General features: G+C 47.3%; 14 protein-coding genes. 12 read left to right on the forward strand and 2 right to left on the reverse strand.

Annotated elements, in window-relative coordinates:
• Positions 1-4: 4 nt before the first annotated feature.
• From ABCN01_RS06180 to ABCN01_RS09535, 5 genes are all read left to right on the forward strand, one after another.
• Positions 5-775, forward strand: a complete 771-nt coding sequence (locus ABCN01_RS06180; protein ID WP_342996480.1) for a glycosyltransferase family 32 protein — start codon at positions 5-7, stop codon at positions 773-775.
• The gene (locus tag ABCN01_RS06185; RefSeq protein WP_342996478.1) at positions 775-2,871 is read left to right on the forward strand and encodes a glycosyltransferase; all 2,097 of its coding nucleotides are present in this window, start codon (positions 775-777) and stop codon (positions 2,869-2,871) included. Before ABCN01_RS06180 ends, ABCN01_RS06185 begins: the two co-directional genes overlap by 1 nt.
• Positions 2,872-4,071, forward strand: a complete 1,200-nt coding sequence (locus ABCN01_RS06190; RefSeq protein ID WP_342996476.1) for a hypothetical protein — start codon at positions 2,872-2,874, stop codon at positions 4,069-4,071. It begins immediately after the preceding gene.
• Positions 4,071-5,480, forward strand: coding sequence for an O-unit flippase-like protein (wzx, locus tag ABCN01_RS06195; protein ID WP_342996475.1), 1,410 nt, complete (start codon positions 4,071-4,073; stop codon positions 5,478-5,480). Before ABCN01_RS06190 ends, wzx begins: the two co-directional genes overlap by 1 nt.
• A 273-nt stretch (positions 5,481-5,753) precedes the next feature.
• Positions 5,754-6,071 (forward strand): transposase, encoded by a 318-nt coding sequence (locus ABCN01_RS09535; RefSeq protein WP_425458806.1) that lies wholly within the window; start codon positions 5,754-5,756, stop codon positions 6,069-6,071.
• A gap of 72 nt (positions 6,072-6,143) precedes the next feature.
• Here the strand turns inward: ABCN01_RS09535 and ABCN01_RS06200 are convergent, their stop codons facing one another.
• Positions 6,144-7,487: a transglutaminase domain-containing protein gene (locus ABCN01_RS06200; protein ID WP_342996472.1), complete on the reverse strand. Its 1,344-nt coding sequence runs from the start codon at positions 7,485-7,487 to the stop codon at positions 6,144-6,146.
• A 182-nt stretch (positions 7,488-7,669) separates the two neighbouring features.
• Positions 7,670-8,044, reverse strand: a complete 375-nt coding sequence (locus tag ABCN01_RS06205) for a hypothetical protein (protein WP_343014231.1) — start codon at positions 8,042-8,044, stop codon at positions 7,670-7,672.
• A 120-nt stretch (positions 8,045-8,164) separates the two neighbouring features.
• Between ABCN01_RS06205 and ABCN01_RS06210 the strand changes: the two genes are divergently transcribed.
• The 7 genes from ABCN01_RS06210 (at position 8,165) to ABCN01_RS06235 (ending at position 14,784) form a co-directional block, all read left to right on the forward strand.
• On the forward strand, positions 8,165-8,323 hold the full coding sequence (locus ABCN01_RS06210) for a hypothetical protein (protein ID WP_342996470.1): 159 nt from the start codon (positions 8,165-8,167) through the stop codon (positions 8,321-8,323).
• 319 nt (positions 8,324-8,642) lie between these two features.
• A complete protein-coding gene (locus tag ABCN01_RS06215) occupies positions 8,643-9,050 on the forward strand; it encodes a TIR domain-containing protein (protein WP_342996469.1) in 408 nt (135 codons plus the stop codon).
• Between the two features lie 181 nt (positions 9,051-9,231).
• Positions 9,232-9,840, forward strand: a complete 609-nt coding sequence (locus tag ABCN01_RS06220) for a hypothetical protein (RefSeq protein WP_342996468.1) — start codon at positions 9,232-9,234, stop codon at positions 9,838-9,840.
• Positions 9,841-9,844: 4 nt separating this feature from the next.
• Positions 9,845-10,825 (forward strand): caspase family protein, encoded by a 981-nt coding sequence (locus tag ABCN01_RS06225; protein WP_342996467.1) that lies wholly within the window; start codon positions 9,845-9,847, stop codon positions 10,823-10,825.
• Between the two features lie 50 nt (positions 10,826-10,875).
• Positions 10,876-12,324 (forward strand): DUF3800 domain-containing protein, encoded by a 1,449-nt coding sequence (locus tag ABCN01_RS06230; RefSeq protein WP_342996466.1) that lies wholly within the window; start codon positions 10,876-10,878, stop codon positions 12,322-12,324.
• A 259-nt stretch (positions 12,325-12,583) separates the two neighbouring features.
• Complete coding sequence (locus tag ABCN01_RS09540; protein ID WP_425458807.1) at positions 12,584-12,934, forward strand: 3'-5' exonuclease; 351 nt, start codon at positions 12,584-12,586, stop codon at positions 12,932-12,934.
• A gap of 245 nt (positions 12,935-13,179) precedes the next feature.
• Positions 13,180-14,784, forward strand: a complete 1,605-nt coding sequence (locus ABCN01_RS06235) for an AAA family ATPase (RefSeq protein ID WP_343014232.1) — start codon at positions 13,180-13,182, stop codon at positions 14,782-14,784.
• Positions 14,785-14,908: the final 124 nt, after the last annotated feature.

Below are 14,908 nucleotides of genomic sequence, written 5' to 3' on the forward strand. Positions count from 1 at the left end.
CCTAATGTTCGAAAGGGAATTGATGATTCCTAAAGTTCTGCACTACATCTGGTTCGGTGGGAGTGAGCTTCCTGAACTTGAAAGAAAATGCATTGAGTCTTGGTCGAAGATCATGCCTGATTGGGAAATTCGTAGATGGGACGAAAGCAATTTCGATATAAATCAATGCGACTTTTCTCGTGAGGCATATGCCTCAAAAAAATGGGCGTTTGTCAGCGACTATGCGCGATACAAAATACTGTATTCAGAGGGTGGAATCCTTCTCGATACAGATGTCGAAGTCCTGAAGCCTTTGGACGAGCTTTTAGATAATGAGGCTTTTGCGGGATTCATGAAGAATAATTTCTTCATGAATCCCGGCCTCATCATGGGTTCTGAGGCCGGGAGCCATGTCATGAGCGATGTCGCAAAATTATATGAATCTATGAAATTTGAGCTGCGAAAAGGCCGCAACTCTATGGATACTTCTCCGAGGGTGCTGACTGATTACTTGGAAGTGAATTGCGCTCTTAGGAGAGACGGTTCATTCCAGGAGTTAAATGGTTTCACTGCATACCCTGCTACTTATTTTGATCCCCTAGACAGCCATAGTGGCAAGTTTGAAATTACTGAGGATACATATTCTATTCACCATTATTCAGGCACCTGGTTGTCACCTGCTAAGAAGTTTCGTGTCGAAATGAGGAAAAAGCTTGCGCCAGTAATTGGACCCAAGCTGTCTTGGTTTATCTCCTCTGTTCTATCGGTTCTCAGATTTGGAAGGAAGGCTTTTTAATGGTTTCGTCTGCCTTAGACCACAATAAGCCTAGGGTTTTAGTTTCTGGCCTTTCAAATGGGCTTGGTGGAACCGAAATCGTTGTTGGGAGGTATATAAAGGCCCTTAGCTCATATGCTACGTTTGAATTTCTTGCAACGTCTGATTTATCAGACGTTGCATTCGTTCATGAGATGAACTCAGAAATCCATATTTGCCCGGATATTGATAGGCCCATTAAGCGCTTTGAGTATCTAGACCATCTATTTCAAGATGAACCAAATCGTTACCAGGCGGTCTGGTGTAACTTTAACCATCTTCTATATGCGGATGTCTTGCGAGCAGCTCAACGGGCGAATGTCTCTGTCCGCATTGCTCATTCTCGCAATTCTCGTTTTTTGGGTGGTTTGCCGACTCAAGTTATAAGTCGTTTTAATCGCCATGTGGCGTTGCGTAATTCTAATGTTAGGCTAGCGTGTTCAAAAGAAGCGGGTTCATACTTCTGGGGCGATAATTTTCAGATTCTTCCAAATGCCTTAGATTTTAATGACATGGAGTACGATCCTGTCAGCAGGATAGTAATTAGGGAAGAGTTCGGCCTTTCGCCAAAAGATTTTCTTATTGGTACTGTTGGACGTTTGACTAGTCAAAAGAATCATATTTTTCTTTTAAAGATAATGAAGGAATTGCTAACAGTTAAATCCAACTGTAAATTAATGATTGTTGGCGATGGCCCCCTACACAAGAGTCTTCAGGAATCTGCGGCTACGCTGGGTATCTCATCTAGCGTCTTGTTTGCAGGCGAAAGAAAAGATATTAAAGACATTCTGTCTTCATTTGACTGTTTTGTATTTCCATCTACGTTTGAGGGACTTGGTGTTGCCGCAATTGAAGCTCAGCTTAACGGATTGCCTTGTGTCTGTTCATTTGGCGTTCCAGATGCGGCTGATATTTCTGATAAATTTTTAAAATGCTCTTTTAATGTTGCCGAATGGATCGACGCAATTATTTCTATGAATCGTCCAAATAAGCTTGCGGGGGGGCGTCTGTTTATGACGTCAACAAGCAAGCAGGTAAATTGTTGTCAATCTTCCTTGGTAGACAATCCACTTGTGAGCGTGATTGTGCCGATGTATAACGCTGAAAAAACGATTCAAAAGACATTAAATAGTCTTCAATGTCAGAGTATGAGCAACATTGAAATAATTATTGTTGATGATGGGTCGACAGATCGTGGCGCTGAGCTAGTTATGGCTATAGCGGAGGGCGACAACCGGATTAAGCTGATTAGTCAAAACAATAGTGGTGTATGCGTGGCGCGTAATAGGGGTGTCGATGAGGCCTCCGGTGATTGGGTGGCATTTGTTGATGCTGACGATATACTGCCTATAAATGCAGTTAGGCTGTTGCTTGAATCCTCAGATGGCTGTAGCTTGGTTGTTGGGGCGCTGCTGAATGAGCATTGCGATAATTCGAGCAAGGCTATAAGTATTGGATGGGAAACAGCATGCTCGCTTAGCCTTGCATTTTGGGACAATGTTAATAAAGTACCGTTTCCGAGCTTTGCTAATGGTGTTGCATTTCGAAGCGTCTGTGGAAAGATATTTAATAAATCATTATTTCGGAACGGTTCTCTTAAATTTGAAGATGGCATTCGTTTCGGTGAAGACGCACTGTTTATGGTAGATGCTTATCGTCTGGCGGAAAATGTAAAAGTGGTAGACTCGGCGGTCTATTGCTATGTGAACAATAGCGATTCGGTGACGAGAAATACTGATATCTCGGCTATCGAGGGTGTCGATAATTTATTGATAAAACTATACGAGCTATGTCTCGTTAATCCGGATTTAAACGAACTATACAAGCAATCTGCAGTCAGGGAAGTCTTATCTTTGATTCGTAATCTTGCACGGTTTGAATCGAATCAGCTTTATATGCCTGTCTCTAATATGGTCTGCCAGCCGTATTTCAGCTATTTAATGGAAGGTTTTGCCTCTCACCGTTATTCACGCCGTTTAATCTCTGAAGTGAAAAATCGCATTACGATCCGTCTTCTTCTCGCGAGGCGTGTTATGGCTGCAATTGGCTTTACTAAGTTTGTTTATGGGGTATGTTAATTGACTTTGACTAATGTTGAAAGATCTTGGACTGAGATTAAACGGGTAAATGCGGGGGCTGTACTGTTCAGCTTCGCTTTGGCTTTATTTTCATCTTCTTATTATATTGGATCAGTAAATGCTAACAATTTGTTTGGGATTTCTCTTGCAGCGCTTTCGCTGGTTTTTGAGTTATGCGCCTTAGCGTTTCTACTGTTGAAGCTTTTGCTACAAAAGACTTCCCATGTAAAAGTGCTTGTTGGGATGCTGTTGATTTTAATTTGCGTTGGGTCGCTGAAATCAAATAAAGCTCCTCAGATTATTTGGTTGGCTCTGCTTTGTCTTTGTGCTGAAGACGTCCCTGAATCCTACATTTCTAGGTCTATTCTTGTATCTTCCGTCTTAACGTTATTGATGGTTGTTGGTCTAAATAGTGTCGGTGCCATTCCTTCTGTATTAATGTCGCGCGGTAGCAATTTTGTTCGAAATTCGATGGGTTTTGCCCATCCTAATAATTTTGGCCAGCTTTTGTTTATCGCCTATTCTGCTTCTATTTTTGAGCTGAAAGGCAGAAGCGGTCTTGTGGGTATCTTCTGCTTTGCAATTGCTTTTTTCGTAGCCGATTCAAAAACTTCTGCAGCGGGTATTTTCGTAATGGCCTTGTATGCGGGTATTTCATTCAAAAGCCCCCGTTCAAAACCATATGGGTTCCTATTTACTTTTTTACCGCTTTTTCTGGCGATTGTTAGTATTGCCCTGCCTTTTATGTGGACCCATGGTGGCAATAAATGGCTTGTCCAGCTTGATAATTTAGTGACCAACCGGATTTTTTATTCCGCCTATTATTTTGAAAACTACCCTCTGACTGTTTTTGGTAATGACTTAACGGCCATAGTTTCGCTGCCGTCTGCAACGGGCGGTTATTTAATCCAAACAAGAGTCATGCTTGATAATGCTTATTGTCGACTACTTATTCAATACGGTTTGATCCCATTTACCGCGTTTGTCGCTTTCTATTGCGTAGCGATAAATAAAGCGCGCATTTCGGCCCACGTGACTTTCATGGGCTTGGTCTTGTATTGCCTAATGGGGTTTGTTGAATGCGGAATGTTATATCCAGCATGTAATTTCTTTATGCTTATGGCGTTGCCCGCCTTTTCAGATAAGGTGCCCTGTCAATCCGGGGTGCCATCAAAGGATGTTGTGGAGATGGCAAAATAATGGCTAAAATTAATACCACTAAGTCAGACATTATATGGAATTATGTAAGTACTGTTCTTTCAATGGGGAGTAGCTTCCTCCTTCTTCCGTTTCTGCTTGCTTGCTTATCTAGCGCTGAACTTGGTCTCTGGTACACTTTTGTTGCTATAGGCAATTTAACGCTGCTATTTGAATTTGGCTTTACGCCAACTTTTGCGAGAAATATTGTCTATTGTCTTAGCGGTGCACGTAGCATTAGCAAGTGCGGCTACGATTCATCTCAAGTTTGTGATTCTGTAGACTATGAGCTGCTTGGCAAACTGATTAAAACATCTCGGCTTGTTTACGCGTTAATTTCTTGCGTTGTCTTGATACTTACCGCTACAGTTGGAACTGCCTACATTTCTTCAATTTCGAGTGCCATTGATCCCTTTTCTTGTTGGACCGCATGGTTAATTTTTTGTTTTGATGTGTTTTTTAATCTATTCTTTTTTCATTATACGACCTGCCTGAGAGGGTTCGGGGATATTTCCGCTGAAAGCAGGGCAAAGTCTTATGGTCGCATTGGGCAGCTTGTGGTGTCTGCGTTTTTGCTGTTTATGGGTTTTGGCATTATTGGCGCTGCCATCGGTTATCTGTTTAATGACATTGTGCTGAGATTTTTTTGCGGTCGCTTTCTGGAGGTTCACTCAGAGGCGATGAAAAAAGCAAATGACGCTTGTGCGGGTGTTTCTATTTCTGAAATAAAAGAAACGTTTATTTCAGTGGCTTATTTGGCGTGGAGGGACGGCGTTGTTCAACTTTGCTGCTATGCTTCCACTCAGTTGAGTTCGCTGCTCTGCTCCTATTTTCTTGGCGTGGAGGTAAACTCTCAGTATTCATTAATTATTCAAGTTGGCGGTGCAATTTACGGGTTTGCCAGCGCCTACGTTCGATCTTTTATTCCTATGTTTCAATCTGCTTATGCTGGTGGTGAAGTTCAGACTGCACGAAAAATTATTGAAAAAAGTCTATCTCTATATTGGATTTTAATTGTTGTATGCACAATCGGTGTCTGGTTTGTCGGCTTCCCAGTTTTGTTCCTAGTTAAGGAAGGTTTTTCCCCCGACGGGCTTCTTTATTTCGCCTTGGTTGTTTATCTTGCGGTTTGGAACCATCATTCATTGTGTTGCAATTACATTATTAGTACAAATGAAATCCCTTATCTTCCGGCTTATATAGTTTCGGCTATTGCGGGTTTTGTATTGTCGTATGTCTTAATTTCCTTTACTAACATGGGCGTCTGGGCGCTTGTGGTTGGTAATGGGGTTGCTCAGCTTACATATAATAATTGGAAATGGCCTGTATACCTTGCACGTAAATTTTCTTCCCATTATTTTGCGTTGATTAGAGCTGGTCTCATGCAGTGGTCCTGCGCGTTGAAGAAATAAATGTTAATCACTGCTTTAATGTGACTTATGATTTCGATCGCGCCGGATATGTTGATGTAAATCCGCCGACGGCCAGCCGTCGAAAAGGGGAAAACTGCCCCCTTTTCATGAATCCGGAATACCATAACACGGATTCTGGGAAAGGGCGGTGACCGCTATGGAGATGCCGTCGGACGCGATGCCGGGTCCGTAGCGATGCCGAAGTTGGCGGACGGGATGGTGGACATCCAATTGCTGTTCATGCTGCTTGCCGTGCAGGTGGTTGCCGCCATCATGGACGCCGAGGTTGACCGGCTCTGCGGCGATGGGGCAAACAATAGGAACGGCAACAGAGGCCGCCTCGTGACATGCGTGGGCATGCTCAACCTGAGGGTCCCTCAACTCTGGACGGGCGGCTTCTTCCCCGAGGACGTCCTCGAGCGCCACCGGTGCGTCGACCGCGCGCTCGTCGCGGCGGTGGCCGAGATGTGCGCTACCAGCAGTCGACCGCGCGGGAGGGGTCGTCTGCGGACAGCAGGCTCTAGGTCGCGCCGGAGAGCTCGGGGGAGGGGCCGGCGCGTTAATCTTAGCTGTGAAGTCGTAACTCGCTAACCAATTGTTGTTGGTCTGTGTGATGACGCGTGATGTTGCGATTAGTTCAACCTTGACGTCGTTAGCATTCCACTACCTCAGATTCATCGCATAAGCAATAATCCCATTCTGAATCCCCGAGATGCTAGCTGGGAAGGACTGGTTGTCGGCATCGATGGAAAAGCTCTCTTCCTTGGCATCCAGGTGCTGCTGAATGCGGTCGGCATACTTCTCGGCCCATTCTTCGGCCTTGCCATTTCGCACAAAGTAATTGTTGGACAGGTCGGTCGAACGGTAGGAGTAACCGTCCTTCTGGTAGTTTGCCGTGTGGTCGGAGTGGGCAATTGCCATGAGCTCGTCGGTCAGGCCAAAGTACAGATGGCGCTGGTCCAGGTCCCCGTACCAGTTGTCGCTGGTGTCGTCCCAGGTTAGGTCCATCTGGCACCATTTGTTGTCGATCTTTACGGCGTTCCAGGTGTGGCCGTTGCCGGTGGTTCGGCCGTTGTCGATGCCCGCTGCGTTAAGGAGCTTGGCGTAGATGCGCTGGTAGCTCTCGCAGGTGCCTTGGTGGCGGGTGAGGCCGCTTTCGGCCGAGCACCAGTTGAGGCTGTGGTTGTACTCCAGCTGGTCGAGCGTCCAATCGCGGAGCCACAGCGCCATGTCGTATTCCGAGCCGTTTGTCTGTTGCCTGCACTGGGCTATGGCATCGTTGACGATCTGCGTGACGCTTGGGCGGGCGGCGTCGTTGACGGTCACCTCCGCCGTGGTGCGCAGGTAGTAGATCCCCTTGTCGTTTTGGGGGTCGTTTCTGTCGTTGTCCATAAAGTAGAAGTAGATGCGGTACGTGCCCGATGCCGTGAAGTCAAAGGTAAAGTCGTGGCCCGCGGTGCCCAGGGTGTAGTAGCCGGCCCATGCCGGGCGCGACGGGTCGCAGACGCTTTCCTGGCTGCCGCCGTCCCAATAGGTGGGCACGTCCATGCGCGCCTTGGCCTGGGACGAGCCGTTGGCCTGGGTTACGTGGAAGGTCGTCGCGGTGCCCGCGGGGGCGTCGTTCCACGAGACGGTGAAGGTGACGCCGTTTTGGGTTGCCGTGGCGGAGTGGGCGTAGGTGGTTTGTGACGTGGCGGAGATTGTGGCGGGCGTGGGGGTGGCTTGGGCGAGGAGGGATGGGGCGGTGGTGCCGTCAGTGCTTTCCGTGTTGGCTGCGCTGGTGCCGGTGGATGTTGCGGTGCTGTCCTCTACGGTATCTGCTGTCGCATTTGTGTTGGTGCCGTCTTCAGCCTTGCCTGTGTCGATGCTCGTGGCGTCGGCTTGCGCCTGCTGCTCGGTTGTCGCTCGAGGCTGAATGGCTTCCGCAATGGCTGCCATGGGCATCGTCGCGCTGACCATAGACGTGCACGCGATCGCGCAGAGCAGGTAGTAAAGGGGTCGTTTCATAGCGGAGCCTCTCGGTGAGCAGCCAATAGGGTCCGAAGGCAGCTCCAGGCCAGCACTCCGCACATATTTTGTTGGGGTTTATTTTACGGGAACACCAGTCAACATCAGCGAACTTTCTGGGGAATGTTGGGGGGGCGGGCCCGCTTTAGTCCCCGGCGTCGCTCTGACCCGAGCTGGGTTGACTATACGCGACGCGGCAGCTCTAACATGAGGCCGTCTTGCGCCTCTTCGGGGCTCGGCACCGAGGTCTTCCAGGAAAAGTCCGCGAGGCTGCTGCTTAGGTCAAGTTCTGCGTGGTCGTATTTTTCAATTTTGCAGCCCGGGTGATTCTCGTCTGGTAAAAGGCGACATTCGACCGGACGCGACCCGATGATTCGATACTCCTTCTGATATGCGTACTTGGGCGTTTTGATAACGAGATTGTGCGGGATGCCTTCAAAGATCTCGCAGATCAGTTTTGGCCCAGGGACGCCGTAGGAGATGGGGCCGTGGGCGTAGATGCTTCCGTCTTCGGCAATGTGTCTGTCGGCGAGGCGCGCGAAGCTGTCGTACTGCACAACGCCGATCCACCCGTCCGTGCATCCGAACTCCCGAATCATGCGCATCGGGATTTTAACGGTGTTGCCAACGATGTCGTTCTCGCGAACCGTGTACATGTAGTAGATGGGCAGGCAAGTATGTCCGTAGAGGCGTACGTGTCGGTGGCGTGCATCTCGGTCATGGCGGCAATGAGGGCGCGGTCGACGTTCGGTGGCGGGGTCCATGCGGATGAGACCATGGGCAAGATTGTGCACGGTGCGGTCTGGTCCGGTATGGACGGGGTCAACATGCAGTAACGCCGCGGGGTGGTTCGCTAGCAAAGAAAGGGCATCGGGATCCGCATCGGACCGGTGCCCAAGTGCAATACCAGCGGCGCCGGCTCGCGATATTCATCAGCGCTTAGACAGTTCGATTATCCGAATACCGTTTGACGAAAAACCTAGACAGATGCCTTCTTCAAAAGTGTTAGGGAGTACCATTACTTTTGGCGTTCACTGCCTGGGGCATGACGTTAACAATCTATTGTCAAGTATTTTAAGAGTGATTGGCAGTCTAATTTGAATTCGCTGAATGGTGAATCAATGAGACTCCAAACGTCACGGAGGGGAGTGTAACATGGGTCTTCGTGATTACCACATTCTTATTAGTCATTCGTGGGATTACAGCGATGACTATAGGACGTTAAAGAGTTGGCTTGATTCAGCAGGCTACTTTAAGTGGTCGGACTATTCTGTTGGTATCGAGAATCCGATTGACGCTAAGAGCAAGGCTGAGCTTAAGCAGAGGATCGCAAATCGAATCTCATGCTGTAGCTGCGTAATTGTTCTCTCCGGAATGTATGTCGCCTACAGCGAGTGGATCGACTTTGAGATTGAAACTGCTTTGAGGTACAACAAGCCGATTATTGGGGTTAGGCCTCGGGGCCAGATGCGCGTCCCCGATGCGGTGTCCTCTAATGCCGACGTTATGGTTGGTTGGACAAGAGACGGTATTGTCGACGCTGTCCGACAGCATTCACTCTAGGAGAATCATGCATTTTAATAAGCGCAATTCGGATGGAAATCCTTCGAAGTCATCCCCCGGCAAACAGCAGCCGACAAGTCATCCTAATCCTCCGATTAGAGTTGTTCGTGGCAATACCGAAAAGAAGTCCGGCTTCTCTTACCCCGGATCTCCTTCGCCTCGTCCGCAAAAGAAGGATTAAATGGGTAAACGCAGCCGAAAGCAAAAAGAGAACGTAGTCCCGGGTTTCGACGCGGTTGACTATTCTGCCGAATATCTTTCATGGATGACCGAGCTATCTTATCAGACAGAGCTGAGTCGGTGTGATTCGTATGAGCGTTTGTCTAACTGTTTGCTGAGCTGCGTTTCCATTATTTCCGTTGCTTTATTGACGGTGGCCCCAGTGTTGTTTGCTAAATATGGCTATAACGATAACGGGGCTACGGCGTCTTTTATTTTGCTGGCGAGTGGCTATGTTGTCGTTATGCTGCTGTTGGGCGCTTCATTTCTTCTGTCATTGATTAGTCAAGTCAGGCTAAAGATGAGTGTTCTCGCATCACCGACTGAGCTGAATGACTATGTTGCGGGCGAGGTCAATCGTGGTGCGCCTTTTGCCTCTCCAATGGAGGTTGCCGAGGGTAAGGCAAGAGCAGTGCAGTCTCACTTTGAATCGCTTAATCGCAAGAACGAGTACATGAGAAAATGTCTAAAGGCGTCGATGATACTGCTTATCGTGGCTGTCTCGATCTGCCTGTTCTTGGTTTGTCTGTTTTCGCTGTTTGAGTTTATTTTGCCGCCGTTTTGGAGTTGATCTAATGCAAGGTCGCAAGGCACTTGTTGTCGGTATTGATGAATATGCGTCGTCTCCGCTATATGGTTGTGTTGCCGATGCCAATGCGGTGGCCGGGGTCTTGGCTAAAAACGGAGACGGCTCTCCTAATTTCTCCATTCACCTTGAGAGAAACGTTGAGTCTCCTTTTGAATTGAAGCGGATGATCGAAGACTGTTTCTCTGGGGACCCTGAGATTGCGCTGCTGTATTTTGCTGGGCACGGCGGAAGATGCGATGTTACTAAAAATGGTTTTATCCTATCCGGACAGGGCTATCCAGAGGGACAGCTTTCCCTTGACGAGATTCTGACGATAGCAAATAACTCCAAAGCTAAAAATCGCGTAATTCTTCTCGATAGCTGTAATTCTGGGTGTATGGGGGCTCCTGGAGCGCTGGGTGGGACATCCTCCCTGCTTGATGAGGGTTTAACAATTCTAAGTGCATGCTGTTCTAACGAATGTGCGGAGGAATATAACGGCCGAGGGACTTTCACATCGCTTCTTGTGGATGCGCTAAATGGCGGAGCAGCAGATGTGATGGGGCATGTTACCCCTGGTGGAGTCTACGCGTTTATAGACAAGGCCCTCGGACCATGGGATCAACGTCCTGTTTTTAGGACCAATGTGAACTCGTTTATTTCGCTAAGGAAAGTCGTCTCGCAGGTTCCGGATAGTGTGTTGCGGCAGTTGCCATCTTTGTTTGATACGCCTGGTGCTCAGCTGTCCTTGGATCCGTCTTTTGAGCCCACCAATAGTCCCGATTGGGAAGAGCATCGAATTGTTGAGCCCTATGCGACTAAGGATAATACGGAGAAGTTTAAGATCCTTCAGCAGCTGGAAGGCATTGGCCTTGTCCGCCCCGTGGGGGCAGAGCACATGTACTTTGCTGCTATGGAGTCTAGATCTTGCGAGCTAACGGCCCTGGGCAAGCAGTATTGGCGCCTTGCCGATACGGGGAAGATTTAGTTGAATCGTTTCCATCGTGACATTAATTCAGGATTGGAGGTTTTGTAGACATGTCTAATTTCACCTTTTACTATGACGAAAGCCAGCATAGCCGTCTGCTAAATCTCAAGACAGTCACTGCCGATGAGTTTTACGATGGATTTGTTGTTGCAATAGTTGGATGGGACGTTAAGCGGGAGCAAGATCTGGCCGCTAGGTACTCCGCGTTTGAGAATAAGTATCTTTCTCCAAGCGCTAAAGAGTTAAAGAGTACTGTTCTTAAAAAGAGTCACTTTAAATATGGTTTTAAATCTTTATCTCAGATCAATGCGCGTTTGATAAGTGATTTCCTCGATATGTTTGACGAAGGCACATACGTTTACTGTGCCTTTTCTAGCAAGGCCGAATGGCTTATTGATAAGCTGTTCAGTCAATATCAAAACAACTTTTGGTTTAATGCCGATTCGCTGAAGTACTCTCTTGCAAAGCTTTTAGTTCAATATAGGCCTATTGAAGTGGTTGAGTCGTTATACCGATCTCCCGATGATTTTCTAATTCCGCTACGGGATTTTCTTCGAAAGAGAATTGAGTTAGACAAAACGAATCCCGAGCTTAAGCATACTGAAATAGACCAATGTCAGCTGCTTTTGGATGTTATTTATTTCGTAGAGCCGCTGGAAAACTATGAGTGGGAATACCGCTCTTCTCTGTCAGGATTTGCGCTTTATCTGAGCGAGCATAATGAAGTCGATAACTACAGGCTTGTAATTGATCGTGAAGAGAATACCAGAATCGCTGCGGATCAACTGGGCTTTAGTGGGGTGTGTCAAGCTGACTCGACAGAGTGCTTTGGCATTAGAATGGCTGACATGCTTGTTGGAATTATTGCAAAACTCATGAAAGCCATCCGCGACGAGCAAACCTATCAATCGCAAGAAGATGAGCTCAAAAAGCAACAATTTGATAAAGAGTGGTTTAACTTAAATGACGAACGTCTCGTTCTGTATAAAAAGTTGCGTCGAGTGCTGGTTCAGTATGATCAATGCTGGTACAAGTTTTATGCCAGTGGCTACTCAGATGACCTTGTGGTTTTGATTGCTCTTCTTAATTACCTCAACGGCTTCGAGAATGCCGCTCAGCTACATGAGGCGGGCAAGAATAATGCTGAATACTTCAACGGCTTATGTTGTGAAAGTCTTTCGGAGCACTTTCGAGTAATGGATGTTGACCCTATGGGGACTGGCCATTCGAGTGAGCCTAGTAATTTGTTTCGACCTCGTCTTAGGATCACTGATCAACCAAGAAACTATGATGTACTGAAAGTCATGTTTGCTGAGGACGGTGCTCCAATGGCTCTAATTGCCGAAAATGGGCATGAGGTTGCCTATTTACTGCCTGTTGATTTAGCTAAATGGGCTGAAGACGTACTTTTATGCGCTGCTTGCTCTGATGCTTTTTTCCCAGCAAAAGTTGCCTTTCAATATTACGAGGGCCGATTTAGAGCCGAATTTATATTGTAGATGTAACTTCTTGGAAAAAGGCGTCAGCCGGTCTGCTGCGGACAAAATAATCGACTCCATCTCTGATGAACTGCTGACTGGCTCCAGGAGATTCGATTGCGAGCGGTCCTATGCCATGCTTTTTGGAGCGCTGCGAAAACACCGTAAAAATGACTGCGTCGCGATGAGTTCTTTGGAGCGCTTCGACTATATCGTTAGCATCTTTTCCGAGGGCTCCCTGCGGCGTTTCTCCGATTGCCTTGATGCGGATAGCTCGATGATGACCGTTCACTCCGCTAAGGGGCACGAGTGGGACACCGTTTTCATTCCGGGCGCTACGCGTTTCGACTGGCCTGGATGGATTTGCTCTCGGTGCGAAAGAGCTGGTATATGCTCGCGTTCTGTGCGTGGATGCCGGATCGTGGATGCGAAGAAAATGCCAGACGGGCTTATTGAGGAAATGGGCCTGCTGTGCGTCGGCGTCACTCGCGCCCGCAAAGCGGTATATGTCTCCGCTTCTATGCAGCGCAGGACAAATTACGGGAATTATCAGGTTGCCTGCCCCTCTTGCCTAACGTCTCTTTCAGGCATTGAACCTGTGAGCTGGTCGGTCATGGACGGAGAGGGGTGATTACCGGCGGTGTGAAGCGTCTCCGTTATTGGCGAGAGGTCCGGCCAGCGGCCCTGGCCGTTACTTACGGAGTGTGCCTAAGTCTTTCTTTGGCTAGAACCGTCGTCTCTGATGTTTTGTCGGGACGCGTCATTTGTTTAAATAGCCACTGTTGAATATCGTGGAATGGCAACACCGGTATTGCTGATCATTTGGCACCATAGGTTTAGTAAACTGCTATGAAAGCAGTTTGAATCGGGGTTCTCATGATCAGAGTTCGTAAGTTGAAACTATCGAATCATCCGGTATTGGGCAATCTAGAGTTGGACTTTACCGACTCCTCAAATAAAGCCGTTGATACTGTCATCATTGCTGGTAATAACGGCATTGGTAAAAGCAGCTTAGTTGAGCTGCTTTATCAAATTATGGCGCATAAGTACCACGATATGCCATGCTATGTTGACTCAATCGAAGTCGAATATGACTCCGAAATACGAACGTACAAGTTTTATGCCAAGGATATTAATGGGAGCGATTATCTCTACGTCAAAGATGGTTTAGGCCTTGATAATTGGGTGGGTTCGGATCAATTTGCCGAGGTTTTTCCTACTTCCGCTATCTTCTCTGACGTCGATATTAATTTTCAATCTAAACAAATAACGAATGTTACAAGCCGAAATATTGACGAGTCGGTTGAGAGTAGAAGATCTTCTAGCGATCTTCCCACAGAAATCAATCAGCTTATTATCGACATTCAGGCGCTTGATGATGCTGATGTGGCCAGAGCGGTTAGAGACAATCCCGATGTTAGTTTTTCGAGACTTCAAATCCCTCAAAGAATTCCCAGGTTTACCAAAGCCTTTGATTTGATTTTCGACGATCTGAGATATGACCGCGTTGATAATCGTGAAGGCCATAAAGTGATTCTGTTTAAAAAGAACGGCCATGACGTTCGTGTTGATCAACTGAGCTCTGGTGAAAAGCAGATTGTCTATCGTGGGTGCTTTATGCTGAAGGATTCAAATGCGCTCAGAGGCTCTTTTGTATTTATTGATGAACCCGAAATTAGCCTTCATCCTTCTTGGCAAGAGAAGATACTTCACTTTTACAAGTCGCTATTCCAGGACGAAGGCGGGCATCAGACCTCTCAGATATTTTGCGTAACTCACTCGCCCTTTATTATTCATGATGATAAAAGATATAACGACAAAGTAATCGTTTTGGCTAGGAATGAGTCTGGCGATGTGATTGCACAGACAAATCCGGAGTTCTATGGTCCAGGCACGGTCCAGGCTGTAAAGGATGCTTTCTCGGTCTCGTGGTTTGCCAACGAAGCTCCGACTGTTTATCTTGAGGGGCCTACTGACGAGCAGTATTTCAATAAAGCACTTTCTTTTGCCCATACTAACAACCACTTGCGATTTAAATGGATAGGAAAGAAGAGCTCTGATGGGTCGTGCGAATTCACGGGCGCACCATCGCTTAATAAAGCTGCTGCTTATTTGGATGCGAATCCTCCATCGGTCTTTACTGCTTTCCTGTACGATTGCGATCAAAAGATTGCTGAGTGCTTAAGCAACAATGTGTTCCGCGCGAAAATGAAAACTTACGATTCCAGAAAGAATTTTAAGAAGGGTATCGAAAATGCCCTAGTGCTGGATGGCGATTTCGATACGTCGGCTTTTTATCAGGAAAAGCAAACCTTTGGAGATTATGGCGATAAAAAGGTGATCTCCGAATTTCAAAAGCAAGCCTTTTGTGATCACATCTGTTCTCTGCCCGAGGAAGAACTCGGGCAGATTTTGATGCATTTAATTGAGGTGATTGAGCGTATTGATGGGATGATCACAAGGGCTAAAGAGCGGAAGTAATTTAACGGATATCAAGACTGTTCGATGCCATCGGATTACCTGTATTCGGTTGATTTCCGATCCCAACCGAACACATTGAGCTGACGGCACGCTCCCGCAGTTAACCGAACGCCCCCGAGGTCCT

Origin of the sequence: Collinsella aerofaciens, from assembly GCF_039062365.1 — a bacterium.
In the GTDB taxonomy this organism is placed as follows: Bacteria; Actinomycetota; Coriobacteriia; order Coriobacteriales; family Coriobacteriaceae; genus Collinsella.

Excerpts from the sequence above, each read along its gene's own strand:
- ABCN01_RS06180 (WP_342996480.1), top strand. The coding sequence starts at position 5 with ATGTTCGAAAGGGAATTGATGATTCCTAAAGTTCTGCACTACATCTGG.
- ABCN01_RS06185 (WP_342996478.1), top strand. The coding sequence starts at position 775 with ATGGTTTCGTCTGCCTTAGACCACAATAAGCCTAGGGTTTTAGTTTCT.
- wzx (WP_342996475.1), top strand. The coding sequence starts at position 4,071 with ATGGCTAAAATTAATACCACTAAGTCAGACATTATATGGAATTATGTA.
- ABCN01_RS09535 (WP_425458806.1), top strand. The coding sequence starts at position 5,754 with ATGGACGCCGAGGTTGACCGGCTCTGCGGCGATGGGGCAAACAATAGG.
- ABCN01_RS06200 (WP_342996472.1), bottom strand. The coding sequence starts at position 7,487 with ATGAAACGACCCCTTTACTACCTGCTCTGCGCGATCGCGTGCACGTCT.
- ABCN01_RS06210 (WP_342996470.1), top strand. The coding sequence starts at position 8,165 with ATGTCCGTAGAGGCGTACGTGTCGGTGGCGTGCATCTCGGTCATGGCG.
- ABCN01_RS06215 (WP_342996469.1), top strand. The coding sequence starts at position 8,643 with ATGGGTCTTCGTGATTACCACATTCTTATTAGTCATTCGTGGGATTAC.
- ABCN01_RS06220 (WP_342996468.1), top strand. The coding sequence starts at position 9,232 with ATGGGTAAACGCAGCCGAAAGCAAAAAGAGAACGTAGTCCCGGGTTTC.
- ABCN01_RS06225 (WP_342996467.1), top strand. The coding sequence starts at position 9,845 with ATGCAAGGTCGCAAGGCACTTGTTGTCGGTATTGATGAATATGCGTCG.
- ABCN01_RS06230 (WP_342996466.1), top strand. The coding sequence starts at position 10,876 with ATGTCTAATTTCACCTTTTACTATGACGAAAGCCAGCATAGCCGTCTG.
- ABCN01_RS09540 (WP_425458807.1), top strand. The coding sequence starts at position 12,584 with ATGACCGTTCACTCCGCTAAGGGGCACGAGTGGGACACCGTTTTCATT.
- ABCN01_RS06235 (WP_343014232.1), top strand. The coding sequence starts at position 13,180 with ATGATCAGAGTTCGTAAGTTGAAACTATCGAATCATCCGGTATTGGGC.